Source organism: Arenimonas aestuarii (genome assembly GCF_054781715.1).
Map to the genome: position 1 here is coordinate 734825 of NZ_BAAGTW010000004.1, position 25916 is coordinate 760740.

The following is a 25916-nucleotide window of genomic DNA, read 5'->3' on the forward strand; positions in this document are numbered from 1 at the left end:
TTCAGTGCGCCGCGTCGTGCGGCAGGTTTTGTTCGTGACGTTCCGCGGCCAGGCGGTAGCCGCCGGCGCCGCGTTCAAGGCAACGCGCGACGCGGCCGATGGTGGTGACGCTGACGCCGGTGCGGTCGTGGATTTCCCGGTAGGGCACGCCCTGCTGCAGCAGCGGGATGACCCGCCAGCGGTCGCACAGGGCCTCGAGCTCGGCGGGGGTGCACAGGTCGTCCAGGAAGGCGCGCAGTTCCGCCGGCTCGCGCAGGCTGAGCAGGGCGCCGACCAGGGCGTCCAGGTCGGCGTCGTCGGGGCGGGTGGCGGGGTCGCGGCGTTTCATGGTCGGGCTAATGTAATAACGCGCTATTACATTGTCAAGAAGGAAAACGAGACCCTTTCGGCTGGTCATCCCCTCCCCCGGGGACTAAAGTGGCCCGGACTCGGGGGAATTCAGCCGCTATGCGTCTAATTACGGTGTTCCTGGCGCTGCTGCTGGCCGCCGCGGCCTCCCCGGCCCGGGCCCAGCCTGCCCTGCTGGATGAGAACACCGACCTCGTCCGGCTGACGCCGCACCTGGTCTATGCCGTTGACCCGGATGGCCGCGCCGACGCCGCCGCCATGTTCGCCCGCGCCGGGCGCGGCGAATTCGAACCCCTGCCCGACGGCAGCAGCACCTTTGGTTTCACCGGAGGCGCTTACTGGTTCCACGCCGAGCTCTTCAACAGCCACGCCAGCCTGCAGCGCTGGCTGCTGGTGCTGCACTACCCGCTGCTCGACAACGTCGACCTGTACCTGCGCTACCCCAACGGCCGGGTCGAGCACATGGCGTCGGGCGACAGCCTGCCGTTCTCGGCCCGCAGCATCCGCTACCGGCACCCCAACTTCTGGCTCGACCTGCCCCAGCGCAGCCGCGTGGAAGTGATGGTGCGCGTATCCAGCCGAAGCTCGCTGCAGGTCCCGCTGGTGCTCTACACGCCGACCGCCTTCGCCGAGATGGAGCGCGACTCGCAGTTCGGCATCGGCCTTTTCTACGGCATCCTGGTGGCGCTGTTCTTCTACAACCTGGTGCTGTGGCTGTCGCTGCGTGACGCCAGCCATTTCTGGTACATGTTCCACGTCGCCGGCTTCGGCCTGGTCATGCTGTGCCTGAATGGCCTGTCCTTCGAATACCTGTGGCCGAACTCCCCCTGGCTGGCCAACCATTCGATACCACTTTCCATGGCGATCTCGCAGGTCGCCATGCACCAGTTCTGCCGGGTGTTCCTGGAACTGCGCGACCGCCTGCCCTGGGCCAACCGCGCCTCGCTGGCCATCATCGCCTTCTACGTGCTGATGGGCCTGGGTTCGTTGGTGCTCGAATACCGCACCGTGGTCCTGCCGATGACCCTGGCCGTGTTCCCGGGCGCCATGTTCATCCTGGTGCTGACCTTCATCTCCATCCGCCGCGGCTACGCACCGGCCAAGATCTTCCTGATGGCCTGGGGAAGCCTGCTGCTGGGTACGGCGCTGTATGCCTCGGTGTCGTTCGGCCTGCTGCAGAAGGGCTTCTTCACCGAATACGGCATCCAGATCGGCTCGGCGCTGGAAATGATCCTGCTGTCCTTCGCCCTGGCCTACCGCTACGCGCGCCTGCGCAGCGAAAACGAAACCCTGGTGCGCGAACACAACGAGCAGCTTGAACGCCACGTCGCCCGCCGGACCTCCGAGTTGAGCACCGCGCTCGAACAACTGGCCGAGGCCAACCAGCGCCTGCGCGAATCGAACCGGCGCGACGCCCTCACCGGCCTGTTCAACCGGCGGCATTTCCGCGACGTTTTCGAGCACCAGATGCACCATGCCGCCGAACACCGCCAGGCGCTGGGCGTCCTGCTGATCGACCTGGACCACTTCAAGCGCGTCAACGACACCTACGGCCACCTCGCCGGCGACGAGTGCCTGCGCTGGCTGGGCCGCTGCCTGGGCGACACGCTGTCGGTGCACGGCGCGGTGACCGCGCGCTTTGGCGGCGAGGAGTTCGTGGCGGTGATCCCCGACATGCAGGGCGACCGCCTGCTGCACCTGGCCGAACAGCTGCGCGTGCGCATCTGCAGCGAACCCGTGCGCTACGCCGGCAGCAACATCGGCATCAGCGCCAGCATCGGCGCCTTCGTGCTGCACCCGGGCACCGGCATCGGCGTGGACGAGGCCCTGCACCGTGCCGACGACGCCCTGTACGCCGCCAAGGACCGCGGCCGCAACTGCGTGCACGCGGCCGAGGACGTCACGACCTAGGAAATTCCCGAGCGCCCCGTTACAGGAGCGAGTGGCGCGCCGCCGAGAGCAGCTTGCCCTGCTTCACCAACTGAACCGCCGTCGCCACATCGCCATCCATCGCCCGGTCACGCGGCATGAAGGGGATGGCATCGCGCAGCGCGGCCCAGGCGGCGCGCACGGCGACACCGGGTTCGAACTCGGCCGATTCGGCCAACTCGCGGCGCAGGCCTTCGACTTCTTCCAGGAACGGCGCGCGGTCGGCGTGCCCGGGCAAGGGCGCGCCCTGCACCTTGGTCGCAAGCCCTTCGGCGTCTGAGGCGCGCGCCAGGGCGCGGGCGGCGTTGATCATGTCGCGGCGATAGTCCAGGGCCTGGGCGGCGGTGTAGAGCTCCAGCGCCAGCACGTGGGCAAGGTCTTCCACCATCTCCAGCACGTGCCGGCCTTCGTTGGCACCCATGGACACGTGGTCCTCGGCGTTGGCCGAGGTCGGGATGGAATACACGCTGGCCGGGTGTGCCCGGCTGGCCAGGTCGTTCACCAGCGCGGCGGCGGTGTACTGCACGATCATGAAGCCGCTTTCGGTGCCGTCCTCGTTGCCGATCAGGAAGGCCGGCAGGCCGTCGTTGGTGGCCGGGTCGACCAGCTTGTTGAGTCGGCGCTCGGAAATCGATGCGAGCACCGGGATGGCGGCCTTGAGATAGCTCATGGCCAGCGCCAGCGGCATGCCGTGGAAGTGGCCGGCGGAAACCACCTGGTCCTCGATTTCCTTCGCGCCTTCCAGGCCCGGGAACAGCAGCGGGTTGTCGGTGACGGCATTGAGCTCGATGTCGACCACGCGCTTGGCCTGTTCGAGCGCATCACGCACGGCGCCGTGCACCTGCGGGATGCAGCGCAGGGAGTAGCTGTCCTGGGGCTGGTGTTTCTTGCCGCCGCGGAAAGGCCGGAAGCGCTGGTAGAACCGTTCGCGGCCGTGGCGCTGGGTCAGCGGCACCCAGTCCCAGCCGATGTCGAAACTCAGGGCCTGCTGCTCCGGATCGGACCAGCTTTCGGGCAACCAGGAGCGGAATTTCGGCACCAGGTGGTAGGCGATGTCCGAGAGCGTGGAGCCGGCCAGCAGGCGGCGCAGCTGGTGCGCCACGTGCACCTGACCCGGATGCGGGCGCAGCGCGTGCACGTGCGGGTCGAAGGCGCGCAGGCGACCGGCGAAGGCGTCGAGCGTCATCGCCGCGGCCAGGTCGGCGGTGTCGAGCAGGTCTTCGAGTTTTTCGATCGCCAGCACGGCGGTGGCCAGCATCTGGGCGGTGCCGTTGTTCAGTGCCAGGCCTTCCTTGTGCGACAGCTTCACCGGCGCCAGGCCGGCGCGGGCCAGGGCCTCGGCGCCGGGAATACGTTCACCGTCGTAGAAGGCCTCGCCGCCACCGAGCAGCACGATCGCCAGGTGCGACAGCGGCGCCAGGTCGCCGCTGGCGCCGACGCTGCCCTTGCGCGGCACCACCGGCACGATGCCGGCGTTGAGCATCGCGGCCAGGGCCTCGAGCACCTGCGGGCGGATGCCCGAGTGGCCCATCATCAGGGTGTTGATGCGGATCGCCAGCATGGCGCGCACCACGTCGGGCGCGAAGGGTTCGCCCACGCAAACGGCGTGGGTGACGATGAGGTTGCGCTGCAGCTCCTCGAGCACGGTTTCGTCGGTCTCGGCGGCGCCCGGCATGCCGTGGCGCACGCGGCGCGAACCCAGCAGCTTGTCGGCGTTGGAACCAAAGCCGGTGGAGACGCCGTAGATCGGTTCCTGCTTCTTGACCTGGTCGGCCAGGAAGTCAGCGGCGCGTTGCACCGCCTGCATCTGCCCGGCATCGAGGGTGACCGGCGCGCCGTGGGCGATTTCGGCGACCTGGGCGCGGTTGAGGCTGCGGCCGTCGAGGGTGATCGGCTTCATGTCAGACGCCTCCCATGGCGCGCTGTTGTTCGATTTCCACGCGCAGGGTCTTGGCCAGGTCGTCGCGGGCGACCTCGAACTGCTCCTTGGCGCGCAGGTCCTTGACCGTGACCACGTTGCGCGCGGCCTCGTCTTCGCCGTACAGCACCACGAAGCGGATGCCGGCCTTGTCGGCGTACTGGAACTGCTTGGCCAGCTTCTTGCCTTCCATCTGTACTTCGGCATTGATGCCGGCGCCGCGCAGCTGGCGGGCGATGTCGAGCGAATCGGCCAGGCGCACTTCGTCCATCAGGCCGACCATGACGTCCACCGAACTTTCCGCGGTGGACAGGATGCCGGCCTCGCGCAGCTGGAAGAACAGGCGCGTGGCGCCGATGGAGATACCCACGCCCGGCAGCCTGGACTTGGTGTAGTGGCTGGCCAGGTTTTCGTAGCGTCCGCCCGAACAGACCGAGCCGATCTGCGGATGGTCGTCTAGCGTGGTCTCGTAGACGGTGCCGGTGTAGTAATCGAGGCCGCGGGCAATGGAGAAGTTGACCGCGTAGTCGGTGTCCGGCACGCCCTGGGCCTTGAGAAGCTCGATGACCTCGCGCAGCTCGGCCACGCCCTCGGCCAGGGTGGCATTGCCGGTGCCCAGCGCGTCCAGGCGCGCCAGGGCATCGTCGTGCGAGCTCGAACGCACCTGCACGAAGGCCATGATCCTGTCTGCGACCTCGTCGGCCAGGCCGAAATCCGGACCCGTGAGCGTCGCGCGCACCGCGTCGGCGCCGCGCTTGTCGAGCTTGTCGATCTCGCGCAGCACCAGGGCCTGGCGCTCGCCCTCGGCGATGCCCAGGCTTTCGAAGAAGCCGCGCAGCAGCTTGCGGTTGTTCAATTGGATGGTGAAATCACCCACGCCCAGCTCGGAGAAAACGGCGTGGATGACGGCCGGCATCTCGGCGTCGTGGCGCACGCTGAGCGCGTCCTTTCCGATGACGTCGATGTCGCACTGGTAGAACTCGCGGAAGCGGCCGCGCTGGGCGCGTTCACCGCGGTATACGCGCTGGATCTGGTAACGCCGGAACGGGAAGGCCAGGTCGTGTTCGTGCTGGGCCACGTAGCGGGCAAGCGGCACGGTCAGGTCAAAGCGCAGGGCCAGCTCGGGCTGGCCTCCCCCGCTTTCGGCGGCATTGCTGAGGGCGCCGGTGGACTGCACGAAATACACCTGCCGCTCGGTTTCGCCGCCGGTCTTGGTCAGCAGCACTTCGGACAGCTCGAACACCGGCGTTTCCACCGGCAGGAAGCCGAAGCGTTCGTAGTTGCGGCGGATGACGTCCAGCATGCGCTGGAAGGCAATCTGGTCACGGGGCAGCAGCTCCATGACCCCGGGCGTGGTGCGGGGCTTGATCAAGGCGGGCGACTCCAGGGCGAACCCCCGCATTCTAGCGGCTGCGGCCGTCGGGGCGCGTCCCCGGGCTGCCGCCCGGCACGCCGGGCTTGCCCAAAGCGGCCCGAGTCCCTAGAATTGCCGGCTCGATCCCTCGGGGTGTAGCTCAGCCTGGTAGAGCGCTACGTTCGGGACGTAGAAGTCGCAGGTTCAAATCCTGTCTCCCCGACCATCGATCGCAAAAAGGGCTGCCCGCAGGCAGCCCCTTTTTTTTGCCCGGCGCCCTGCCCCGGGGCTGCGCCGGATCAGAACTCCCAGACGCCCTCGACCCTCACGTAGCGGTAGCGGTAGCCCGCGCCCTGGCTGGCGTTGTTGCCCGGCGCGTCGGAGTAACCGGCGGTGGCCCTCAGGAAGTGGCCTCCGGTCTTCGGGGTCTGGAAATCCAGCTCCAGCAGCCGCGAAGGCTGGCTGCCAAGGCCGGTGAAGTCCTGGCGGCCGTAGCCGGCCGTGGCCCGCAGCTGGTAGCCGTCGCCGAAGAACCGGCGCATGGACACCACGCCCAGGGCCTGGCGGTAGCGGCCGGGCGCGAAGTAGTCGGCTTCGTTCGGGTCGCTGTCGTTGAACTGGCGCAGGCGCAGCTGCAAGCTGATGCCCTGCTCCGGCGCCACCGCGTAGATCAGGTTGGCGCGCAGGTGCCGGCGCAGGTTGTCGCCGCCGAAGTCCTGCAGGCCGACCAGGCCCGTTGCGGTCCAGCGTTCGGACAGCGGCAGGTCGATGGCCGCGCCGGCAAAGCTGTGGACCAGGCCCCGTTCAACGCCCTGGCGGGTTTCGAGCACGTCGCGCTCGAGGAAAAATTCCTTGCGGCGCTTGTCGGTGCTGTACACGCTGGCGCTGCCCAGCAGGTCGTCGCCGTTGCTGCCGGCCTCGCCCATCCAGCGCCAGCCGCCTTCACCGCCGGCGGCACGCAGGAAGACGCGTTCTTCCTCGTGGCTCCAGCCATCGCCCGAATAGCGCGCGTGTTCCACCCGCATGCCCCACCAGTGTTCGATGTCCCGGCGCGAGAAGTCCCAGCCCAGCGAAGCGCGCTGCACGTCATTGCCATCGGAGTCGGAGGAAACGAAGCCCTCGGCCCGAAGCGCCGGGTCCGACGCCTGCACCATCGCCGGAAACGAGGCCAGCAGGGCCGCCGCCAGCACCATGTGGACGCCGCCGCTCATTTGGTGCCCCAGGTCTTGCGCAGGCGCAGCAGTTCGGCCGCATAGCCCAGGACGCAGACTGGCTGCAGAATGGCCGTGTAGAGCAGCGAGTAGACCAGGAAGCCACGGATGTTGCGGCGCACGCTCATACCCTGGCCGTTCAACATGCGGCGCTGGACGCGGAAGATGATGGCGTTCCAGATCGCCGCCAGCGGCAGGACCAGCAGGGTCATGATGCCGACGATCCAGTAGTAGCCGAAGAACGCCGCCACCACGCCCGGGATGAAGACCAGCGTATAGACCAGGTCCATCGGGACGAACAGCAGGTTCCACCAGATGAACAGGGTGCTCAGGCGCCGCTTGAACAGGAGCCGGCCATGGCGCGCGAACGCCTCCATCAGCCCGCGTGACCAGCGCTGGCGCTGGCGGGAGAACTGGCCCAGGCGATCGGGCACCTTGGTGAACAGGCAGGCCTCCTCGCAGTAGCCCAGGCGAGCACCGGTCTCGAGCAGCGCCCAGGAGACGACGATGTCTTCGCCCACGCATTCGGGCCAACCGCCCACCTGCTCCAGCGCGGGCCGCGAATACAGGGAGAAGGCGCCCTGCGCGACCAGGGTGCCGTGGTACATGCTCTGCATGCGCTTGACGGCCGCGATGCCGTGGAAATAATCCCATTCCTGCGCCCGGGTCAGCCAGTTCCGGCGGGAGTTGCGCACCAAAACGGCGCCGGCCACCGCCACGGTGTTGGGCGGGTCGGACAGGAAACGTTCGACCAGCTTGCGGATGGCGTCGGCGCGCAGGTAGGAATCGCCGTCAACGGTGATCACCAGCGCCTCGGAGGTTTGTGCCAGCCCGTGGTTGAGGGCGCGGGCCTTGCCGCCGTTGCACGGCATCGCGATGACCCGCATTTCCACCGAAGGCTGGGCCAGGTGCCGGGTCTCGGCCCGTGCCAGGGCCAGGGTGTCGTCGGTGGATCCGTCGTCGATCAGGGTGACGCGGATGAGCCCGGGGTAGTCCTGCGCGGCCAGGCTGGCCAGCGTATCGGCGATGTTGTCGCGTTCGTTGTAGCAGGCCACCAGGACGTCCACCTTGGGGTAGTGGAGCACGAGGCGTCGTTTGGGGCGGCGGTCGCTGAGGATCGAACCGACCAGGAAGGCATTCATGAAGCCGGGCACGTAGGCGATGAAGCCGATCGCGACCAGCGCCAGCGGCAGTCCCGCCAGGCGACTGAGCTCGCGCAACCAGGGAAGGGACAGCCAGACGCTGGCGGCCATCCATGCCAGGGCCAGCACCAGCACCAGGGCGAACTTGGTGGGCACCGACAGATAGAGGCCTTGGCGCCGGGGCCGCGCGATCGAATCGTCGGCCAGCAGCATGTCGCCGGCGTCGCCCTCCAGAGGGGCGGGCGCCTGGGATTGATCCAACATTGAGAGTTCCCCAAAAACGTCGTCAAAACAGAAGCAATTTCCGTGCCAACCCGGATTGCTCGAAATGCGCGAGGAAATGGCCGGCACGCCTGCGTTCGCGGGAGCCGGGCGGGGGCAGCCGGGTCAAAATGTGACGCGTTTGGCAAAGTCCGACCCGGCACCGGCGGCCACGGGGTTGGTTACACTCGCCCGATTGGTCGCTGGGGGAAGCGAATGAGTTGGATCCTGGGGTTTGTTGGGGCGCTGCTGGGTGCGCTGATTGCTGACGAGAGCCGGATGTTCTTCGGCTTCCTGGCCGGAGCAGGCCTGGGCCTGCTGACAGGCGGCCTGCTGAGGCTGCGCCGCCGGGTCGGCGCGCTCGAGCAGCAGGTGCTCGCGCTGCGCGGCCAGGCGGCCTCAACGGCGGCCCCGGCCCGGCCCGCGCCGATGCCCGAGGCGGACGTGGGCGCCCCGGGCCTGCGCCCCGAAGTGGACGCACCGTCCCCGGCGCCGCAGCCGCCGCCGGTTCCCGCCCAGCCCGAGCCGGCCGCTGTCCGCCCCGTCGCCGCCACCGCCCCCGCGCCGCGCATCGAGGCCCCGGCAGAGCCCGCCGAACCGGCCGAACCCGACCCCGTCACGCGCGCCCTGCTCGCCGCCAAGGCCTGGCTGTTCGAAGGCAACGTGCCGGTCAAGCTGGGCGTACTGGTTCTGATGTTCGGCGTTGCCGCCGCCATCAAGTACGCCGCCGACGCCGGCTGGCTGGTGGTGCCGATCGAACTGCGGCTGGCCGGCATCGCCGCCGCCGCCATCGCCCTGCTGGTCTGGGGCCTGCGCAGCACCGCCGAGCGGCCCGCCTTCGGGCTCAGCCTGCAGGGCGGCGCCATCGGCATCCTGCTGCTGGTGGTGTTCGCGGCCTTCCGCAACTACCACGTGCTGTCGGCCATGCCGGCCTTCGTGCTGGTGGTGATCCTGGTCGCCGGCGCCAGCGTGCTGGCGGTGAAGCAGGATGCCCCCGCGCTGGCCGTGCTGGGTTTCATCGGCGGTTACCTGGCGCCGGTGCTGCTCTCCACCGGCAGTGGCAACCACGTCGCGCTCTTCAGCTATTACGCGGTGCTCAACGCCGCCGTGTTCGCCATCGCCTGGAAGAAACCCTGGCGGGCGCTGAACCTGGTGGGTTTCGTCTTCACCTTCGCCATCGGCGGCATCTGGGGCGCGAAGTATTACCGGCCGGAGTTGTTCGCCACGGTCGAACCCTTCCTGGTGCTGTTCTTCCTGTTCTATATCGCCATCCCGGTGCTCTACGCGCTGGCCGGGCGCCAGAAGAACGGCAAGGTCGACGGCACCCTGCTGTTCGGCACGCCGCTGCTGGCTTTCCCGATGCAGGTGGGCCTGCTGGAAGGCGACCGCTTCGGGCTGGCCACCAGCGCGGTGGTGGTGGCCGCGATCTTCGCCGGGCTGGCGCTCTGGGCCACGCGCAATGCCCGCCTGCGTGACCTGGCGCAGAGCGCCGCGGGCATGGGCGTGGTGTTCGCCACGCTGGCGATCCCGCTGGCTCTCGATGCCCGCTGGACGTCCGCCGCCTGGGCACTGCAGGGCCTGGGCATGGTCTGGCTGGGCCTGCGCCAGGGCCGCCGCCTGACCCGGTGGTCGGGCCTGGTGCTGCTGGTGCTGGCGAGCGGCGCCTGGTTCATCAGCCTGTTCGAGTGGAACCTGGAGTGGGAAGACCGCTTCGTGATCAACGGCCACGCCATGAACCTGGGCCTGCTGGCCCTGGGCTGGCTGGGCGCGTCGTTCTTCTACATGCGCGCTGGCGCGTCGCGGGTGCTGCAGATCGTGCTGTTCCTGGTCGGCCTGGGCTTCTGGGTGGTGCTTGGCGTGCGCGAGATCGAAGTCAACCTGTCGCCGCGCTTCGACGCCCTGTATTACGCCGGCTTCTGCCTGCTGACCGCGGCGCTGGCCGCGGCCCTGCGCAAGCCGATGGTGTGGCCGCGCCTGTCGTGGCCGGTGGCGGCTTCGGTGATGCTGCTGCTGCCCCTGTCGCTGGTTTCGCAGGACCACTGGGACACGACGATGTTCGACTGGCCGCTGCTGCTGTGGTGGCCACTGCTGGCCGGCGCACTGGTGACGCTGCGCGCACTGCGCACGCCACGCTCGCTGGGGCTGGTCTTCGCCCACCTCGCCTGGCTCGGCACCGTCGCGTTGGCGGGTGGCATCACCCTGATGCGCGTGCTGCATGACCGGGCCGGCCTGGCCGATGGCTGGCTGCTGCCGGCAGTGCTGGCGCCGCTGGCGGTGCTGTTCGTCCTGACCTGGAAGCGGCCGGACATCGGCGCCTGGCCGGTGGCGGGCGAGTTCCCACGCTGGCGCACGGCCTGGCTTGCCATCGCCGGCTTCGGACTGGCGATGGGCTGGCTCTTCGGCCACTTCCTGCCCGGCGACGCGCGACCCTTGGTCTGGCTGCCGGTGCTGAATCCGCTGGAGCTGTTCCTGCTGCTGGGCCTTGCCGTCGCCGCGCAGTTCCTGCGCTCACTCAGCAATCCGCACCGCCTGGGCTGGCTGGCCTGGGCCGGCGCGGCGCTGTTCACGCTGTCCATGGGCGTGCTGCGTGCCTGCCACCAGCTGGCCGACCTGCCCTGGTCGCCCGTGCTCCTGGGCGAAACCCTGGCCCAGGCCAGCCTGACCGTGGCCTGGTGCCTGGCCGGCGTGACCGTCTGGATCCTGGGCTCGCGCCGCGGCGACCGCGCGCTGTGGTGGCTGGGTGCCGGCCTGCTCGGCGTGGTGCTATTGAAGCTGCTGGTCGTTGATCGCCAGTTCGTCGGCAATATCGCCGGCATCGTCTCCTTTGTGGTCGTGGGCCTGCTGCTGATCGTGGTTGGCCGCATTGCCCCCACCCCACCCCGTCGTTCGGAGTAACCGCATGCGTGCTTCCTTCCTGCTAACCGCCGCCCTGGCCACCGTGCTGGCCGGTCCCGCCCCGGCGGCGACGCTTCAGGACTACGCCTGGCAGTGGCCGATCCAGACCGAAGGCGACGGTGCGGCGCACGTGCTGGAGCTCGACGCCGAGGTGCTGCAATACGTCACCCGCGGCGACCTGCGCGACCTGGCCGTATTCAACGCCGACGGCGAGCCTGTGCCCTTCGCGCCCTGGCCACCCAAGGCGCGGGACGAGGAAGCGCTGGACACCATTCCGTGGCTGCGCGTGCCCCTGCCCGCCCCCGGCCAGCCCGAAAGCCTGGCCCTGCGCCTGGAGCGCGACGCCGACGGCACGCTGCGTGGCCTGGACCTGCGCACCACCGACGACACCCTGCCGCCCGCCGAAGGCCATGACCTGCTGCTCGACCGCGGCGAAGACCCGCCGGCCGTTTCCGTGCTGCACGTCGAGCTGGCGGAGGCCGCCGAATTGCCGGTGAACCTGCGCGTGCGCATCAGCGCCTCGGACGACCTGGCCGACTGGCAGCGCATTGGCGCAGGGCTGCCGCTGGTGGCCCTGGACGACAACGGCCTGCGCATCGAGCGCCTGCAGCTGGCGTTCCCGCCGACGCGCGCGCGCTACCTGCGCCTGGCCATCGAAGGGGATGGCAGCTGGCCGTTGCTGGCCGCGCTCAAGGGCGAACGCCGCGTGGATGCCGGCGACGGCCGCGAGTGGCTGCAGCTCGAGTTGACCGGAACCAACGCCGGCGAAGAAGCCGGTGTTTACGACTTCAGCACCCCGGGCCCGATCGCCGTCGAACGCGTGGACCTGACCCTGGCCGACGCCAACTCCGTGGCCGCCGCCCAGGTCGGCGCCAGGAATCCCGGCGAAGACTGGTGGCGCCCCGTCGCCAACTTCGCCGCCTTTCGACTGGGTAGTGGCGAGGACGAAGTCCGCCACATCCCGCCCAGCATCCAGCCCCGCCGCGACCGCGAATGGCGCCTGACCACCCAGCCCGCGCTCGGCAAGGCGCCGAAACTGCTGCTGAGCTACCGTCCCGAACGTTTCGTGCTGCTGGCCCAGGGCCCGGCTCCCTATACCCTGGTCGCCGGCAGCGTGCGGGCCGAACGCGAGGATTACCCGGTCAAGGCCGCGCTTGAGGCCTCGAGCGCGCCGCCCAAACCCGCGACGCTGGGCCCGAAGATGGAAGCCGGCGGCGAGCAGGCGCTGGCGCCCAAGCGGGGCGAGGACTGGCAGCGCTGGCTGTTGTGGGCGGTGTTGGCGGTGGGTGCTGCCCTGGTCCTGGCCGTGTCCCTGAAGGTGCTGCGGCACCCCAAGAACGGCTAGGCGGCCGACTTTCCCCGGAAGCGACGTTGCTCTCGTGAAGGGGCTCACCGAGCCCCGGCGGGGCCCGCCCCGCCTTCTTGGAGAAACCTTATGACGCAGTACCTGATCGAGCGTGAGATCGCCGGTGCGGGAGCCATGGACGAACATGCGCTCCGCGATGCCGCCAAACACTCCAACGCCGTGCTGGCTCAGATGAGCCCCGACATCCAGTGGGTCCACAGCTACGTGGCCGGCGACAAGATCTACTGCGTCTACAACGCCCCGAGCGAACAGCTGATCCGCGAGCACGCGGAAAAGTCGGGCTTCCCGGCGAACAGGATCACGCCCGTGAGCGCGATCATCGACCCGACCACCGGCATGGGATAAGCCGGTCGATTGCGTAGCAGGTACCGGGAGACCCCCTGCGGCGTGCCGCTGACCAAGGAGTGAACCTCTCCCGTCAGCGTGGCGCAGTAGCCGCTTGCGCTCCGCCGGAACGTGGGGTGGTGGCTTCAGGCAGAGGGCTGGATAGCCAGCAGGCGCTGCTTCAGCGCAGCCAACTGCAATGCCCCTGCCCCACCCGGCGACACCCGCGCATCCAGGCTCGCCTGCGGATCCGCTCCGGCCCTGGGCAAGGGCTCGGCGGCCGCCTGCTTGTAGGCCTCACGGAACGGCAGGCCGGCCACCGCCAACTCGACCGCCTTGTCGGTGGCATACATGCCCGCGTCGAAGGCACCGGCAAGCCGGTCGGCTTTCCACGCCATGCCACGCAGCAAGTCCGGCAGCAGCGCCATCGCTCCCAGGCCACGCCCGAAGGCATGGAACAACGCCCCCTTGGTGAACTGCAGGTCGCGGTGGTAACCACTGGGCAAGGACAGCAGCTGTTCCAGCTCGGTGCGGCTGGCGGCGATGCTGGCGTAGGTCGCCCGCAGCAGTTCCACCAGGTCCGGATTGCGCTTGTTGGGCATGATCGAACTGCCGGTGGTGTACTGCGCCGGCAGGCTGACGAAGCCGAACTCGGCGGTGGTGAACAGGCTCAGGTCCCAGGCCAGCCGGCGCAGGTCCAGGGCCGCTGCACCCAGGGCGTCGACGGCGGCGATCTCGAACTTGCCGCGGCTGAGCTGGGCGTAGATCGGGCTGACCTGCATGCGGGCGAAGCCCAGTTCCTTCGTACTGCCCTCGCGGTCCAGCGGCAGGTTGACGCCGTAGCCGGCGGCGGTGCCCAGGGGGTTGCCGTCGATCCAGTCGTGGGCCTGCCCGGCGCGCACGGCGTTGTCGATGAAAGCTTCGGCGAAGCCGGCCCACCACATGGCGGTGGACGACACCACGGCGCGCTGCAGGTGGGTGTAGCCGGGCATCGGGATGGTGTCGGCCTCGGCGCGCTGCAGGCAGACTTCGGCGGTTTCGCGGCACAGGGCCTGCAATTCAAGCAGCTTGCGCTTGAGCCACAGGCGCGTGGCCACCAGTACCTGGTCGTTGCGGCTGCGGCCGGTGTGGATCTTGCGGCCGGTATCGCCGAGCCGTTCGATCAAGCGTGATTCGATGGCCGAATGGCAATCCTCGAAGCGGTCGTCGAGCACGAAGGCGCCGGACTTCAGGTCTTCCGACAGGGCGTCGAGCTCGCGGCAGAGATCATCACGTTCCGAAGAAGTCAGGATGCCGATGCGCGCCAACCCGCGGGCGTGCGCGGCCGAGGCGGTGATGTCGTCCTGGATGAACTCGCGGTCCAGCACCACGTCGTCGCCGGCCAGGAAGGCCTGGATGCGTGGGTCCACTTGCACGCCGGGTTTTTGCCACAGCAGGTCGCTCATGTCGGGATTCCCATGGTTTCGGGCAGGCCGAAGGCCAGGTTGAGGTTTTGCAGGGCCTGGGTGGCGGCCCCCTTGAGGAGGTTGTCCAGCGTGGACACCACCACCAGTCGCCGGCCGTCGGCCGACAGCGTGAAGCCGCCAACCTCGGCGCCGTGGCGGCCGGCGATACGGCTGACCCACGGTGCCTCGTCCAGCACAGTCACCAGCGGCTCGCCGGCGTAGGCGTCGCGGTAGCGCTGCGTTACGTCGTCGAGACTGAAGGCGCGCTCCAGGTGCAGGTTGGCGGTCAGGGTGATGCCGCGGAAATGTGGCGCCACGTGCGGCATGAACTCCACCGCGTGGCCCAGCTGGCGGGTCACTTCGCGTTCGTGGATGTGGTTCACCAAGGCATAGGGCATCAGGTTGTCGCGCAGCTTTTCCGGGTTGTTCTTGTCCGACGCACTGGTGCCGGCACCGGAATACCCCGAGACGCCGAAACACTGCACCGGCCCGGCCAGCACGTCGCGCATCGGCGCCACGGCCAGCTGCATCGCGGTGGCGTAGCAGCCGGGGTTGCTGATGCGGCGGGCGCCATCGGCATGGTGGCGGGTGAGCTCGGGCAGGCCGTAGTGCCAGCTGTCGTCGAAGCGGAAATCCGCGGAGAGGTCCACCACCACCGGGGCCTTGCCGGCCGTGTCCAGGGCGGCGGTGAAGGCGGCGGCCATGCCGTTGGGCAGCGCCAGCACCAGGGCATCGACGCCCTGCCCGGCCACGGCCGCGGGGCCCAGGTTGGTGTAATGCAGGTCGCCGGTGTACGCGGCTTCGTGATCGGCCAGGCGCTGGCCATCGCGTTCACGCGATGAGACGAAGGCCAGCTCGAAGCGCGGGTGCGCGGCCACCAGCTTGATCAGCTCGGCGCCGACGTAACCGCGGGCACCGACCAGTCCCAGGGAAAGACGATCGCTCACGCCCTGCCCCCGTGCTCCAGCTTGAAATCAAGGCCGCGCCGCACCACCGGCCATTCGGTGTCCAGGATCGAATACACCGCGGTGTCGCGCAGGTGGCCGTCGGGCATGCGCATCTGTCGGCGCAGGATGCCGTCGAAGTGCGCGCCCAGCCGCTCGATCGCCGCGCGCGAGCGGTGGTTCATCACGTGGGTGCGCAGTTCGACCACGCTGCAGCCCATGGCGTCGAACGCATGGCCCAGCAGCAGGCGCTTGGCCTCGGTGTTCAGGGCGCTGCGCTGTACGCGGGCCGAGTACCAGGTGAAGCCGATCTCGAGGCTGGGGATCACCGGGTCCATGCGGAAAAAGCGCGTGCAGCCCACCGGCTCGCCCGCCGGGTCGCGCACCAGGAAGGGCATGGCGGTGCCGGCTTCGCGGTCGGCCATGGCCCTGGCCATGTAGCCGCGAATGGTCTCGCTGCTGGGCACGCTGGTGTACCAGAGGTTCCAGAGTTCGCCATCGGCGGCCGCGGCGAGCAGGTCGTCGCCGTGGTGCGGCTGCAGCGGCTCGAGGCTGACGTGGGTGCCCTCGAGGATGGGGGGAATCGTCCAGTGCAGGTTCTGCATGTCAGCCCTTCAGGGTGGCGGGACGCGCCAGGCAATGGTCCACGGCGTAGCGTATCTGGTCCCAGCCTTCCAGGCCGTACCAGAACACGTTCCACTGCTCGCCTTTCAGGCAGCCATCGGCTTCGTCGAAGTAGAAGTCGTTCACCGGGTTGCCGTTGCGGGCGCGCCAGAACAGCCGCGGCGTGTCGGCGCGCATCACCTGCCAGGCGGCGCGGCCCAGGCCTTCGCCCTGGGCGTCGTCGCTGACGGCGAACTTGTCCAGGTGCGGCAGGCCGTCTTCGTCGGTGATCAGCAGCGCGGCGCGGTAGTGTTCGCTGACGAAGGCTTTCAGCAGCGGGGTCTTCTCGAAATAATCCGGCGCCAGCTTGCGGCCGAAGCCGCGTTCCACCAGCGCACGCACGCGTTCGAGGTCGAGTTCGTCCCAGCGCGTGACCTTGCGCACCTGCTCGCCGCGGCGCACCAGGGTGCCCGAGCCACGGTGGGTGAACAGCTCCTTGGCCAGCTGGTCGGGCCGGGTGATCGACACCGAGCTCGAAAGCGGCAGCTGCATCAGCAGGTCGTGGATCTGCTGGATCTTCACCCGCATGCCCGAGTGCAGCCAGGGCTGGGCCAGAAGTTCTTCGTATTCGGTGCTCAGGTTGATCGAGTCGATAACGTCGCCATCGCCGTCGAGCAGGCCGCCGGTGCCGGTGAGGAAGATGATCTTGTAGGGCTGCAGCGCCTTCACAAGATCATTCGCGGCCCAGTCGGCGTTGACGTTGAGGATCTGGCCGCCGGTGGTTTCGCCCAGCGAGGCGATCACCGGGATCGAGCCGACCTTGATCGCCGCCTGGATGCCGGCGTCGTCCACGCGCTGCACCTGGCCGACCAGGCCGAACTTCGCCTGGTCCAGGTAGTCGCACTCGAACACGCCGGCGGTGATGGACGTGGCGCGCACGCCCTGGGCCTGCAGGGCCTCGACCAGGCGCAGGTTTTCGCGCTGGGCGACCCGGCGCACGATGGCAAGGCCTTCGCTGTCGGTGACGCGAAGGCCGTCGACGACCTTCTTGCCGATGCCGGCCGCTGTCATTTCCTCGTCCAGCTGCGGGCCGGCGCCGTGGATGACGATCGGCGTCAGGCCCACCTGCTGCAGGAAGGACAGCGAGGACACCAGCGCGTCGAGCTCGTCGCGCAGGATCGCGCCGCCCACCTTCACCACGGCGAAGCGCGCGGCGTCCACCTGGGAAAAACGCTTGAGGTACTGCTGGATCTCCTTGGCGCTGGCCATGTTCGACAGCAGCCGGACGATCGTGGTGCGCATCTCGGTCACGCGGTTTGCTCCAGCAGGCGGGTGTAGTTGGCGGCGGCGTTGGCCAGTTGCTCCAGCGTCACCCATTCGTCGGCGGTATGGGCCTGGGCGATGTCGCCGGGGCCATAAACGAAGGCGGTCAGGCCGGCGGCGGAAAACAGCGAGGCTTCGGTCCAGAAATCGACGGCGTTGCCGATCGGCAGGCCCAGTTCGTCGGCGAGGTCGCGGGCGGCCAGGCGCTTTTCTTCGGCGCGGGCGATGTCGCCGGCCGGCAGCGAGGGGCCGCGGAAGGTTTCTTCGTAGTGGGCCAGGGCCCTGGCATCGGCCATGTCACGGAACTGGGCGTGCATGCTGTCCATGTCCATCGACGGCAGCGGCCGGAAGCCGAAGCGCAGCTCGGCGGCCGGCGCGATCATGTTGGCCTTGATGCCGCCTTCAATGCGCCCGATGTTGAAGCGCAGCCCGGTCAGCCCGCCAAAGCGCGCATGCGACTGCGCCTTGGCATGGTCCAGGGCCCTGGTGCCCCAGCGCATGGCCTGGTGCACGGCGCTCAGTTCGAAGGCATCGGCACCCGAGGCGTGGCCGGCCTGGCCCTTGAAGCGCATCAGCACCGAACTGATGCCGCGGTGGGCCAGCACGGCTTCGCACATCGTCGGTTCGGCGATGATCGCTTCCTTGAAGCCGTGGTCGCCGGCCAGGAAGGCGGCGATGCAGCGGGCGTCGTTGGCTTCTTCGTCGCTGCTGAACAGGAAAGCGGCGTCGCCCTGGGTGGCGTTGGCGGCGGCCACCAGGCCGGCCGCGGCGCCCTTGATGTCGCAGGCGCCCAGGCCGATGGCCTTGTCCGCCGTGATCCGCAGGGTGTGCGGGTCGGCGCTCCAGTCCGGCGAGCTGGGCACCGTGTCCAGGTGCACGTTGAACACGCGCGTCGGGTTGCCGCGCACGGCCAGCATGGATACCGCGCCGGCGCCGTGGTCGGTCACCCGCACCTCGAAACCCGGCAGCTGGCTGCGCAGGTAATCGAAGATGCCGCCGGTGCCGATGGCGCGCGGCGGGTTGCGGGTGTCGAAGCCGACCAGGGCTTCAAGGTGCTTGAGGACGTCGGGCAGCATCGCGCTCACTTGCGGTTGACCTCGGCCCACAGCGTGCTGGACATGCCGAACAGGCGGATGAACCCTTCGGCTTCTTCCACGCCCCAGTCGGCCGACTGGGCGTAGGTGGCGCCCTTGGCGTGCAGCAGGTGCGGGCTGCGCACGGCGACGGCGTCGACCTTGCCGCCCTGGGTTTCGATCACCACTTCGCCATTGACGCAGCGCTGGCTGGAGGCCAGGAAGGCTTCCAGGTCGGTTTTCAGCGGGTCGTTGTAGAAACCTTCGTACACCAGCTCCACCCATTTGCGGGCGACGTCGGGCTTGAAGCGGTTCTGGTGCTTGGTCAGCACGGCTTCCTCCAGCGCGCGGTGCGCGGCCAGCAGTGCAGCCAGTCCGGGGGCTTCGTAGATGATCCGGCCCTTGAGGCCGATCGTGGTGTCGCCGGTGTACATGCCGCGGCCGACGCCGTATTTCGCGAACAGGCCGTTCAACTTCGCCAGCAGCTTGGCGCCGGGCATGGCCTCGCCGTCCAGGGCCACGGCTTCGCCGTCCTTGAAGGTCAACGTCACGCGCAGGGCCTCGGCCGGCCACTCGGCGCGCGGCGCGCACCAGCCACGGGCGCCCTCGCCCGGCACTTCCCAGCGGTCGATTTCGCCGCCGGACAGCGTCACGCCCAGCAGGTTCTCGTTGATCGTGTAACTCTTTTGCTTGGCGCGCACTTCGAAACCGCGCTCTTCCAGGTAGGCCTGTTCGTAGGCGCGGGTCTGGGTGTGTTCCTTCTGGATTTCGCGGATCGGCGCCATGACCTGGTAATCACCCGCCGCCTTCACCGCCAGGTCGAAACGCACCTGGTCGTTGCCCATGCCGGTGCAACCGTGGGCGATGGCGCGCGTGCCCAGCTCGGCGGCCCGCTTCAGGGAAGCATCGACGATCAGGTAGCGGTCCGACACCAGCAGCGGGTACTGGCCCTGGTAACCCTCGCCCGCCATCACGAAGGGTTTGACGAAGCCGTCCCAGATGGCCGGGCCACCGTCCACGGTGACGTGGCTGGCCGCGCCCAGTTCGGCCGCGCGGGCCTCGATGGTGGCGCGTTCTTCGGCATCCACGCCGCCGGTATCGGCGAAGACGGTGTGCACGGCCCAGCCGCGTTCCTGCAGCCAGGGAATGCAGAAGCTGGTGTCGAGGCCGCCGGAGAAGGCGAGGACGATGTTTTTGTCGGTCATGGTCGTATCCAGGGGGATTATTGGTTGGCCAGCTTGGCCATCACGGCCTTCTGCACGTGCAGCCGGTTCTCGGCCTCTTCGATGGCGATGCACTGCGGCGAATCCATCACCGCGTCGGTCGCCTTCACGTTGCGGCGCAGCGGCAGGCAGTGGCTGAACACGCCGTTGTTGGTCAGCGCCATCTTGGCCTCGTCCACGATGAAGTGCTTGTGCGCCTCGCGGATGGGCTTTTCCTGGTCCCAGCGGCCGAAGTACGGAATCGCGCCCCAGCTCTTGGCGTACACGACATCCGCGCCCGTGTAGGCAGACTCGATGTCATGGCCAATCCGGAACGAGCCCCCGCTTTCGGCGACGTTGTCGCGGGCCCAGCCCAGATACCGCTCGTCGAGCGCGTATTCGGGGGTCGGGCACAGCAGGGTCACGTCCATGCCCAGACGCGTGGCGATGGTCAGGGCCGAGTTGGCCACGGCGGTGTTGAGCGGCTTCGGGTGGTAGGTCCAGGTCAGCACGAACTTCTTGCCGCGCAGGTCGGTGGTTCCGAAGTGGGTCTGCAGCGCCAGCGCGTGCGCCAGCTCCTGGCAGGGGTGGGTGATCGTCTCGAGGTTGATCACCGGCACCGTCGAATACCTGGCGAAGCTGCGCAGCACCCGGTCCTGGCGGTCCACCGCCCAGTCCTGGAACTTCGGGAAGGCCCGCACGGCGACTAGGTCCACGTAGCGGGAAAGCACCCGCGCCACTTCGGCGATGTGCTCCTCGGCCTCGCCATCCATCACCGTGCCCAGCTCGAACTCGATCGGCCAGGCGTCCTTGCCCGGCTGCAGCACCACGGCATGCCCGCCGAGCTGGAAGGCACCGATCTCGAAGCTGGTGCGCGTGCGCAGCGAAGGATTGAAGAACACCAGCGCAATCGACTTGCCGGCCAACTGGCGCCCGGCCTCCCCGCGCTTGAAGGCGGCGGCCTGGGCCAGGGTGGCGTCGAGTTCGGCACGGCTCCAGTCCTGGGTGTTCAGGAAATGCTTCATTGGGGTGGGTCCTGGCGTGAAGGAAGAAGGTTTTGTGGAAAAGGAAAACAAAAAAGCCCAGCACTAGGCCGGGCTTTCATCAGCGGACAGGCAAACGCCCCCGGCTACCCAGCGAAGAGGTGGGCTTCCGGTCGGCGCGCACGCGAGGTCATGCCCGCCGCCATCCAGGCGGAAGTCATCACGGCGGCGGTGGGCACGGTGCAGGTCATGGAGTGGGAGTATGCCGGGGGGCCGGGGCGGCCGCAACTCAGCGGGCGTAGCCGGTGTCGTCCGGGCTCACGGCCACGCGGATGCGCAGGCGGTTGCCGGGGTCGTAGGGCAGGCGCGACATGTATTTTTCGCCCTTGTACATGTATTCGACGTCGTAGCCGACCACCCGGGTCTCTTCACGCTCGACCTCGACGATGCGGCAGCCGCGGGCCTCGGCTTCGGCCTTGTTGCGCGCGATGTTGTTGCCGATGGCGCCGCCGGCGACGGCGCCGGCCACGGTCGCGGCCTTGCGGCCATTGCCCTTGCCAACCTGGTTGCCGACGGCCGCACCGACCAGGGCGCCGATGATCGTGCCGCCGGTGGTCTGGCCGGACTGGCGGTATTCGACGCCGTCGCAGCGCTCCTCCGGGGTGCGGGTGCGGACGATTTCGGTCACCTCGTCGGCGCGCAGCACCTGGGCGTAGCCATAGCTGACGTTTTCCGGCACCGCGGGCGCCGTGTACTGGTCGTAGCCCTCTTCCTGATAGGGCTCGGACGGGTACTGGGCCAGCGCGGGCGCGGAGGCCAGGACCAGCAGGGGGAACAGGCGCAGGGCAAACGACATGGTGGATCTCCGGACGGACCCGGGAATTCAAGCATCTTGACGCTGAACCCTGGCCTAAGATTTTCGTTAAACGGGGGGCAACCGTTGGTAGACTCCGGACTTTGACTGCCCGCCCCGCCATGGAACTGCGTCTTTACAACACCCTGACCCGCCAACTGGAGGTTTTCGAACCCCAGGACCCCAGCCGGGTGACGATGTATGTCTGCGGCCCCACGGTCTACAACTACGTGCATATTGGCAATGCCCGGCCACCGGTGGTGTTTGGCGTGCTGGCCAACCTGCTGCGCCGGCGTTACGCGCGCCTGCTGTATGCCCGCAACATCACCGACGTGGACGACAAGATCAACCAGGCCGCCCGGGAACAGGGCGTGCCGATCTCGGTCATCACCGACCGTTTTGCCGAGGCTTACGCCCAGGACATGGCCGGCCTGGGCGTCGAAGCCCCCGACCTGACCCCGCACGCCACCGCGCACATCCCGCACATCATCGCCATGATCGAGCGGCTCATCGACTCGGGCCACGCCTACGCCGCCGAAGGCCACGTGCTGTTCTCGGTGGCCAGCTACGCCGACTATGGCCGCCTGTCGGGCCGTGATCCCGAGGAAATGCTGGCAGGCGCACGGGTCGACGTGGCGCCCTACAAGCGCGACCCCGGCGACTTCGTGCTCTGGAAGCCCTCGACGCCCGACCTGCCCGGCTGGGATTCGCCCTGGGGCGTGGGCCGCCCCGGATGGCACATCGAGTGCTCGGCCATGGCCGAGGCCCACCTGGGCGACACCATCGACATCCATGGCGGCGGCGTCGACCTGCAGTTCCCGCACCATGAAAACGAAGTGGCGCAGTCCACCTGCGCCCACGGTGGCCAGGTATTCGCACGCTACTGGCTGCACAACGGCCTGCTCAACTTCGGCGGCGCCAAGATGTCCAAGTCGCTGGGCAACGTGGCGCTGGTGCACGACCTGCTGGCCCAGCACCCGCCCGAGGCCCTGCGCTATGCACTGCTCTCGGCGCACTACCGGCAGCCGCTGGAGTGGTCGGACGCCGTCATCGAACAGAGCGTGCGAACGCTCGACCGCCTCTACGGCACCCTGCGTGACCTGGCGGGTGTGCCGGCCACCGAACCGATCGTGCCGGTGGCAGTGGAGTCGGCCCTGTGCGACGACCTGAATACCCCGGCGGCCCTGGCCGAGCTTTCGCGCATTGCCGGCGAGGCCCGCAAGGCCGGGTCGCCGATCGCCCGCGCCAGCCTCAAGGCCGAACTGCTGGGCGCCGGCCTGCTGCTGGGCCTGCTGCAGCAGTCGCCGGAAGCCTGGTTCAACCGCGGCACCGAAGCGGGCGACGACGCCCGCATCCAGGCCCTGGTCGAAGAACGCAACGCCGCCAAGGCCTCGCGCGATTTCGTACGCGCCGACGCCATTCGCCGCCAGCTGGCCGAAGAAGGCGTACTGCTCGAGGACACGCCGCAGGGCGTGCGCTGGAGGCGCGCCTGATGCGCCCGACCGAAGCCAGCCCCGCCGAGGCGCAGGCCGCGATCGCCGAGGAATTTTCCTTTTTCGGCGACTGGTCGGAACGCTACCAGTACCTGATCGACCTGGGCCGCAAGCTGCCGCCCTTCCCGGAAGAGTGGAAAACCGAGGAAAACCGCCTGCAGGGCTGCCAGTCGATGGTCTGGATCGTCGCCGAAGGCAGCGCCGACGACCTCGAGTTCAAGGCCGTCAGCGATTCGAGCATCGTCTCGGGCCTGGTCTACCTCGCCCTGCGTGTGTACTCCGGGCGCAGTGCCGAAGAAATCCTTGCCACCTCGCCCGACTACATCGCCGACATCGGCCTGGCCAAACACCTCTCGCCCACGCGCAGCAACGGCCTCGCCGCGCTGCTGCAGTTCATCCAGGACACCGCCCGCCGGCACCTGCCGGCCTGACCCCAGGAGTTTCCATGCCGCACCGCCGACTGCTCGCCAGCTGCCTGGCCGCCGCCCTCGCCTTCCCCGCCGTGGCCGGTGCGCTGCCCAGCCTGGCGCCGCCGCTGGCGCGCATGCCCGTGCAGACCCAGGTGATGGCGCCGGTGGTGGCCCGCTTCCGGGCCGACCTCGCCAGCCTTGAGCGGGTGCACGACACCACCGCCGGCACGCGCCGCGAAGCCGCGCTGAGGCGGCTCTACGGCGACTGGCAGCAGCGGCTTGGGCAGATCGATCCGGCCGGCCTGGCCGACGAGGACCGCCTCGACCACGCCCTGTTCCGCCGTGACCTGGCCTACCGCCTGGAACAGCTGGACTTCCGCCGCGGCCGCTTCACCGACGCGGCGCCACTGCTGCCGGGCGTCGCCGCACTGGTCGATCTGGCCGAAGCCCGTCGCGCGCTCGAGTACCCGGACGGGCGCGCCAGCGCCGCCACGCTCGACAGCACCCGCCAGCAACTGGCCGAGCTGCAGGCGCGACTGGAAAAAGACCCGAAGGCCCTGCGCACCTCCCCCATCCTGGCCTACCGCGCCGCCGGACTGCTCGATGGCGTGCGCCGGGACCTGAAGGACTGGCACGGCTTCCATGCCGGTTACGACCCGGAGTTCACCTGGTGGACGCGGCAGCCCTATGAAGCCCTGGACAAGCAGCTCGAGGCCCACGCCAAGCTGCTGCGCGAAAAGCTGGCCGGCGCCAGCGACCCGGAAACCATCATCGGCGACCCGATTGGCCGCGACGCCCTGCTGGCGGCGCTGCAGCACGAGCTGATCCCCTACACACCCGAACAGCTGATGGCGCTGGCCGAACGCGAGCTGGCCTGGTGCGAGGCCGAGCTGGCCAAAGCCGCCGCCGAAATGGGCGCCAAGGACTGGAAAGCCGCGCTTGAACAGGTGAAGGCACGCCACCCGGCGCCCGGCGACCAGCCCAAGCTGGTGGTCGAGCTGGCCGACGAAGCCATCGACTACCTCGTCAGCAACGACCTGGTGACGGTGCCCGAACTGGCCAGGCGCGATTGGCGCATGACCATGCTTTCGCCCGAATACCAGCTGCAGGCGCCGTTTTTCCTCGGTGGCCAGGACGTGTGGGTGGCCTACCCCACCGACACCATGCCGCACGAAAAAAAGCTGATGGCCCTGCGCGGCAACAACCGCCACTTCTCGCGCGCGGTGGTGCACCACGAACTCATCCCCGGCCACCACCTGCAATATTTCTACAACAACCGCTACCAGACCCACCGCGAGCTGTTCGACACGCCGTTCTGGACCGAGGGCTGGGCGCTGTATTGGGAGTTCCGTCTCTGGGACCGCGGCTTCGCGAAAACGCCCGAGGACAAGATCGGCATGCTGTTCTGGCGCAGCCACCGCGCAGCCCGCATCCTGTTCTCACTGGGATTCCACCTGGGCAAGATGACGCCGGAGCAATCGGTCGACCTGCTGGTCGAGCGCGTCGGCCATGAACGCGAGAACGCCCGCGCCGAAGTACGACGCAGCTTCGCCGGCGACTACGGCCCGCTCTACCAGATCGCCTACATGATCGGCGGCCTGCAGTTCAGCGCCCTGCACGAGGAATTCGTCGTCTCGGGCAAGATGACCGAGCGCCAGTTCCACGACGCCATCCTGATGGGCGGGCCCATGCCCGTCGCCGCCGTCCGCGCCCGCCTCTCGGGTGATGTGCCCGTGCAGGACCTGCGCGCCGACTGGAAGTTCTACGACTTCGGGAATTAGTTCTTCGGCGCCGAGCCACGCAGCCAAAAAGAAGGCCCCGGTTTCCCGGGGCCTTCTTCCTGAACGACGCAGGGGGCCTTATTCGCCCATCTGCTTCTGGCGGTGTTCCCAGCGTTCCTGCGCGTCGATGGTGCGTTCGGCGGTGAGGCGGGCTTCGAGACGCTCGAGGCCGATTTCTTCGCCGGTATCCACGCAATACCCGTAGCTGCCGTCCTCGATGCGCTTGAGCGTGCTGTCGATCTTGCTGATCAGCTTGCGGTAGCGGTCGCGGGTGCGCAGCTCGAGGCTGTTCTCGGACTCGCGGCTGGCGCGCTCGGCTTCGTCGCCGACATCACGCACCTCTTCCTTGAGGTTCTCGATGGTCTGCTTGGACTCTTCGACCAGGTCTTCCTTCCACTGCAGCAGGCGCTGGCGGAAGTATTCCAGGTGCATCGGGCCCATGTATTCCTCTTTCGCGCTGGGCTTGTAGCCCGCCGGCAGGTCCACGCGCACCGTGCGCGCCGTCGCCGGCTTGATGCGCTCGGGGCGCGGGGTCGTCGGCTTGACGTAACCCGCCACCACGCCGCTGTTGCGCTTGACCACCGGCTTGGCGACCGGCGCGGGCGCCGCAGCAGCCTTGGCGGCAACCTTGCCGTTGCTCTTGGCGGCCGGCTTCGCAGTCGGCTTCGCAGCCGGCTTGGCCGAGGGCTTTGCCACCGGCTTGGCCGCGGGCTTGGCAGCCGGCTTCTTCGCCGGTTTGGCCGGCTTGGCGGCCGGCTTCGCAGCCGCCTTCTTGACCGGCTTGGACGGCTTGGCCGCCTTGACGACCTTCTTGACCGCCTTGACGGCCTTGGCGGCCTTCTTGGCAACCTTGGCGGCCGCCTTCTTGACCGGCTTGGCCTTGGCAGCCGCCTTCTTCGCCGGCTTGGCAGCAGGCTTGGCCGCCTTCTTGGCGGGTTTGGCAGGCGCTTTGGCCTTTGCCGCCGTCTTCTTGGCGGGCTTTACGGATTTGGCCGCCTTGGCGGGCTTCTTGGCGGCCGGCTTACCGGCCTTCTTGGTGGTTTTCTTTGCGGCCACTA

At 68.6% G+C, this 25916-nt stretch carries 21 protein-coding genes and 1 tRNA gene; 8 read left to right on the forward strand and 14 right to left on the reverse strand.

Features of this window, described 5'->3' with window-relative positions:
* Position 1: 1 nt before the first annotated feature.
* Positions 2 to 328 carry a YerC/YecD family TrpR-related protein gene (locus ACYVJH_RS04360; protein WP_188661753.1) on the reverse strand — a complete coding sequence of 109 codons (327 nt, stop codon included), beginning with the start codon at positions 326 to 328 and terminating at the stop codon, positions 2 to 4.
* 119 nt (positions 329 to 447) lie between these two features.
* On the opposite strand from ACYVJH_RS04360, the gene ACYVJH_RS04365 reads away from it, so the two are divergent.
* Positions 448 to 2259: a sensor domain-containing diguanylate cyclase gene (locus tag ACYVJH_RS04365; RefSeq protein WP_460453424.1), complete on the forward strand. Its 1812-nt coding sequence runs from the start codon at positions 448 to 450 to the stop codon at positions 2257 to 2259.
* Between the two features lie 19 nt (positions 2260 to 2278).
* On the opposite strand, the gene ACYVJH_RS04370 is transcribed toward ACYVJH_RS04365, so the two are convergent.
* Together ACYVJH_RS04370 and hisS are read right to left on the reverse strand one after the other, a co-directional pair.
* Positions 2279 to 4177 carry an HAL/PAL/TAL family ammonia-lyase gene (locus ACYVJH_RS04370; protein WP_460453425.1) on the reverse strand — a complete coding sequence of 633 codons (1899 nt, stop codon included), beginning with the start codon at positions 4175 to 4177 and terminating at the stop codon, positions 2279 to 2281.
* A gap of 1 nt (position 4178) precedes the next feature.
* The gene (gene hisS / locus ACYVJH_RS04375; protein WP_460453426.1) at positions 4179 to 5567 is read right to left on the reverse strand and encodes a histidine--tRNA ligase; all 1389 of its coding nucleotides are present in this window, start codon (positions 5565 to 5567) and stop codon (positions 4179 to 4181) included.
* A 131-nt stretch (positions 5568 to 5698) separates the two neighbouring features.
* On the opposite strand from hisS, the gene ACYVJH_RS04380 reads away from it, so the two are divergent.
* Positions 5699 to 5775, forward strand: a tRNA-Pro gene (locus ACYVJH_RS04380).
* A 73-nt stretch (positions 5776 to 5848) separates the two neighbouring features.
* Here the strand turns inward: ACYVJH_RS04380 and ACYVJH_RS04385 are convergent.
* Positions 5849 to 6760, reverse strand: a complete 912-nt coding sequence (locus tag ACYVJH_RS04385; RefSeq protein WP_460453427.1) for a hypothetical protein — start codon at positions 6758 to 6760, stop codon at positions 5849 to 5851.
* On the reverse strand, positions 6757 to 8166 hold the full coding sequence (locus ACYVJH_RS04390) for a glycosyltransferase family 2 protein (protein ID WP_460453428.1): 1410 nt from the start codon (positions 8164 to 8166) through the stop codon (positions 6757 to 6759). Before ACYVJH_RS04390 ends, ACYVJH_RS04385 begins: the two co-directional genes overlap by 4 nt.
* A gap of 213 nt (positions 8167 to 8379) precedes the next feature.
* Here ACYVJH_RS04390 and ACYVJH_RS04395 point away from each other — a divergent pair, with 213 nt between their 5' ends.
* The 3 genes from ACYVJH_RS04395 to ACYVJH_RS04405 all read left to right on the forward strand — a co-directional run bounded on the left by ACYVJH_RS04395 (position 8380) and on the right by ACYVJH_RS04405 (position 12769).
* On the forward strand, positions 8380 to 11058 hold the full coding sequence (locus tag ACYVJH_RS04395) for a DUF2339 domain-containing protein (RefSeq protein ID WP_460453429.1): 2679 nt from the start codon (positions 8380 to 8382) through the stop codon (positions 11056 to 11058).
* Between the two features lie 4 nt (positions 11059 to 11062).
* Complete coding sequence (locus ACYVJH_RS04400; RefSeq protein WP_460453430.1) at positions 11063 to 12403, forward strand: DUF3999 domain-containing protein; 1341 nt, start codon at positions 11063 to 11065, stop codon at positions 12401 to 12403.
* Positions 12404 to 12493: 90 nt separating this feature from the next.
* Entirely contained in the window at positions 12494 to 12769 is a 276-nt protein-coding gene (locus ACYVJH_RS04405) for a DUF4242 domain-containing protein (protein WP_460453431.1), read from the forward strand.
* Positions 12770 to 12894: 125 nt separating this feature from the next.
* Here the strand turns inward: ACYVJH_RS04405 and argH are convergent, their stop codons facing one another.
* The 8 genes from argH to ACYVJH_RS04445 form a co-directional block, all read right to left on the reverse strand.
* On the reverse strand, positions 12895 to 14193 hold the full coding sequence (gene argH / locus ACYVJH_RS04410; protein ID WP_460453432.1) for an argininosuccinate lyase: 1299 nt from the start codon (positions 14191 to 14193) through the stop codon (positions 12895 to 12897).
* A complete protein-coding gene (argC, locus tag ACYVJH_RS04415; protein ID WP_460453433.1) occupies positions 14190 to 15140 on the reverse strand; it encodes an N-acetyl-gamma-glutamyl-phosphate reductase in 951 nt (316 codons plus the stop codon). The genes argH and argC overlap by 4 nt, the downstream gene beginning before the upstream one ends.
* Positions 15137 to 15742: a GNAT family N-acetyltransferase gene (locus ACYVJH_RS04420; protein ID WP_460453434.1), complete on the reverse strand. Its 606-nt coding sequence runs from the start codon at positions 15740 to 15742 to the stop codon at positions 15137 to 15139. Before ACYVJH_RS04420 ends, argC begins: the two co-directional genes overlap by 4 nt.
* A 1-nt stretch (position 15743) precedes the next feature.
* Positions 15744 to 17042, reverse strand: a complete 1299-nt coding sequence (locus ACYVJH_RS04425; protein ID WP_460454264.1) for an acetylglutamate kinase — start codon at positions 17040 to 17042, stop codon at positions 15744 to 15746.
* A 5-nt stretch (positions 17043 to 17047) separates the two neighbouring features.
* Complete coding sequence (locus tag ACYVJH_RS04430; protein ID WP_460453435.1) at positions 17048 to 18148, reverse strand: acetylornithine deacetylase; 1101 nt, start codon at positions 18146 to 18148, stop codon at positions 17048 to 17050.
* Positions 18145 to 19341 carry an argininosuccinate synthase gene (locus ACYVJH_RS04435; protein WP_460453436.1) on the reverse strand — a complete coding sequence of 399 codons (1197 nt, stop codon included), beginning with the start codon at positions 19339 to 19341 and terminating at the stop codon, positions 18145 to 18147. The genes ACYVJH_RS04430 and ACYVJH_RS04435 overlap by 4 nt, the downstream gene beginning before the upstream one ends.
* Before the next feature lie 17 nt (positions 19342 to 19358).
* Entirely contained in the window at positions 19359 to 20363 is a 1005-nt protein-coding gene (locus ACYVJH_RS04440) for an N-acetylornithine carbamoyltransferase (protein WP_460453437.1), read from the reverse strand.
* Between the two features lie 247 nt (positions 20364 to 20610).
* Positions 20611 to 21177: a glycine zipper 2TM domain-containing protein gene (locus ACYVJH_RS04445; RefSeq protein WP_460453438.1), complete on the reverse strand. Its 567-nt coding sequence runs from the start codon at positions 21175 to 21177 to the stop codon at positions 20611 to 20613.
* A gap of 119 nt (positions 21178 to 21296) precedes the next feature.
* Here ACYVJH_RS04445 and cysS point away from each other — a divergent pair, with 119 nt between their 5' ends.
* The 3 genes from cysS to ACYVJH_RS04460 are packed head-to-tail and all read left to right on the forward strand — an operon-like array spanning position 21297 to position 24858.
* Positions 21297 to 22667: a cysteine--tRNA ligase gene (cysS, locus tag ACYVJH_RS04450; RefSeq protein WP_460453439.1), complete on the forward strand. Its 1371-nt coding sequence runs from the start codon at positions 21297 to 21299 to the stop codon at positions 22665 to 22667.
* Positions 22667 to 23098 carry a SufE family protein gene (locus ACYVJH_RS04455; protein ID WP_460453440.1) on the forward strand — a complete coding sequence of 144 codons (432 nt, stop codon included), beginning with the start codon at positions 22667 to 22669 and terminating at the stop codon, positions 23096 to 23098. The genes cysS and ACYVJH_RS04455 overlap by 1 nt, the downstream gene beginning before the upstream one ends.
* 14 nt (positions 23099 to 23112) lie before the next feature.
* Positions 23113 to 24858 (forward strand): DUF885 family protein, encoded by a 1746-nt coding sequence (locus tag ACYVJH_RS04460; protein ID WP_460453441.1) that lies wholly within the window; start codon positions 23113 to 23115, stop codon positions 24856 to 24858.
* A gap of 78 nt (positions 24859 to 24936) precedes the next feature.
* Here the strand turns inward: ACYVJH_RS04460 and dksA are convergent, their stop codons facing one another.
* Positions 24937 to 25914: an RNA polymerase-binding protein DksA gene (dksA, locus tag ACYVJH_RS04465; protein ID WP_460453442.1), complete on the reverse strand. Its 978-nt coding sequence runs from the start codon at positions 25912 to 25914 to the stop codon at positions 24937 to 24939.
* Positions 25915 to 25916: the final 2 nt, after the last annotated feature.

What these genes read in the sequence shown, in the direction of transcription:
- ACYVJH_RS04360 (WP_188661753.1), bottom strand. Translation starts at nt 328, where the DNA reads ATGAAACGCCGCGACCCCGCCACCCGCCCCGACGACGCCGACCTGGAC.
- ACYVJH_RS04365 (WP_460453424.1), top strand. Translation starts at nt 448, where the DNA reads ATGCGTCTAATTACGGTGTTCCTGGCGCTGCTGCTGGCCGCCGCGGCC.
- ACYVJH_RS04370 (WP_460453425.1), bottom strand. Translation starts at nt 4,177, where the DNA reads ATGAAGCCGATCACCCTCGACGGCCGCAGCCTCAACCGCGCCCAGGTC.
- ACYVJH_RS04385 (WP_460453427.1), bottom strand. Translation starts at nt 6,760, where the DNA reads ATGAGCGGCGGCGTCCACATGGTGCTGGCGGCGGCCCTGCTGGCCTCG.
- ACYVJH_RS04390 (WP_460453428.1), bottom strand. Translation starts at nt 8,166, where the DNA reads ATGTTGGATCAATCCCAGGCGCCCGCCCCTCTGGAGGGCGACGCCGGC.
- ACYVJH_RS04395 (WP_460453429.1), top strand. Translation starts at nt 8,380, where the DNA reads ATGAGTTGGATCCTGGGGTTTGTTGGGGCGCTGCTGGGTGCGCTGATT.
- ACYVJH_RS04400 (WP_460453430.1), top strand. Translation starts at nt 11,063, where the DNA reads ATGCGTGCTTCCTTCCTGCTAACCGCCGCCCTGGCCACCGTGCTGGCC.
- ACYVJH_RS04405 (WP_460453431.1), top strand. Translation starts at nt 12,494, where the DNA reads ATGACGCAGTACCTGATCGAGCGTGAGATCGCCGGTGCGGGAGCCATG.
- argH (WP_460453432.1), bottom strand. Translation starts at nt 14,193, where the DNA reads ATGAGCGACCTGCTGTGGCAAAAACCCGGCGTGCAAGTGGACCCACGC.
- ACYVJH_RS04420 (WP_460453434.1), bottom strand. Translation starts at nt 15,742, where the DNA reads ATGCAGAACCTGCACTGGACGATTCCCCCCATCCTCGAGGGCACCCAC.
- ACYVJH_RS04425 (WP_460454264.1), bottom strand. Translation starts at nt 17,042, where the DNA reads ATGCGCACCACGATCGTCCGGCTGCTGTCGAACATGGCCAGCGCCAAG.
- ACYVJH_RS04435 (WP_460453436.1), bottom strand. Translation starts at nt 19,341, where the DNA reads ATGACCGACAAAAACATCGTCCTCGCCTTCTCCGGCGGCCTCGACACC.
- ACYVJH_RS04440 (WP_460453437.1), bottom strand. Translation starts at nt 20,363, where the DNA reads ATGAAGCATTTCCTGAACACCCAGGACTGGAGCCGTGCCGAACTCGAC.
- ACYVJH_RS04445 (WP_460453438.1), bottom strand. Translation starts at nt 21,177, where the DNA reads ATGTCGTTTGCCCTGCGCCTGTTCCCCCTGCTGGTCCTGGCCTCCGCG.
- cysS (WP_460453439.1), top strand. Translation starts at nt 21,297, where the DNA reads ATGGAACTGCGTCTTTACAACACCCTGACCCGCCAACTGGAGGTTTTC.
- ACYVJH_RS04455 (WP_460453440.1), top strand. Translation starts at nt 22,667, where the DNA reads ATGCGCCCGACCGAAGCCAGCCCCGCCGAGGCGCAGGCCGCGATCGCC.
- ACYVJH_RS04460 (WP_460453441.1), top strand. Translation starts at nt 23,113, where the DNA reads ATGCCGCACCGCCGACTGCTCGCCAGCTGCCTGGCCGCCGCCCTCGCC.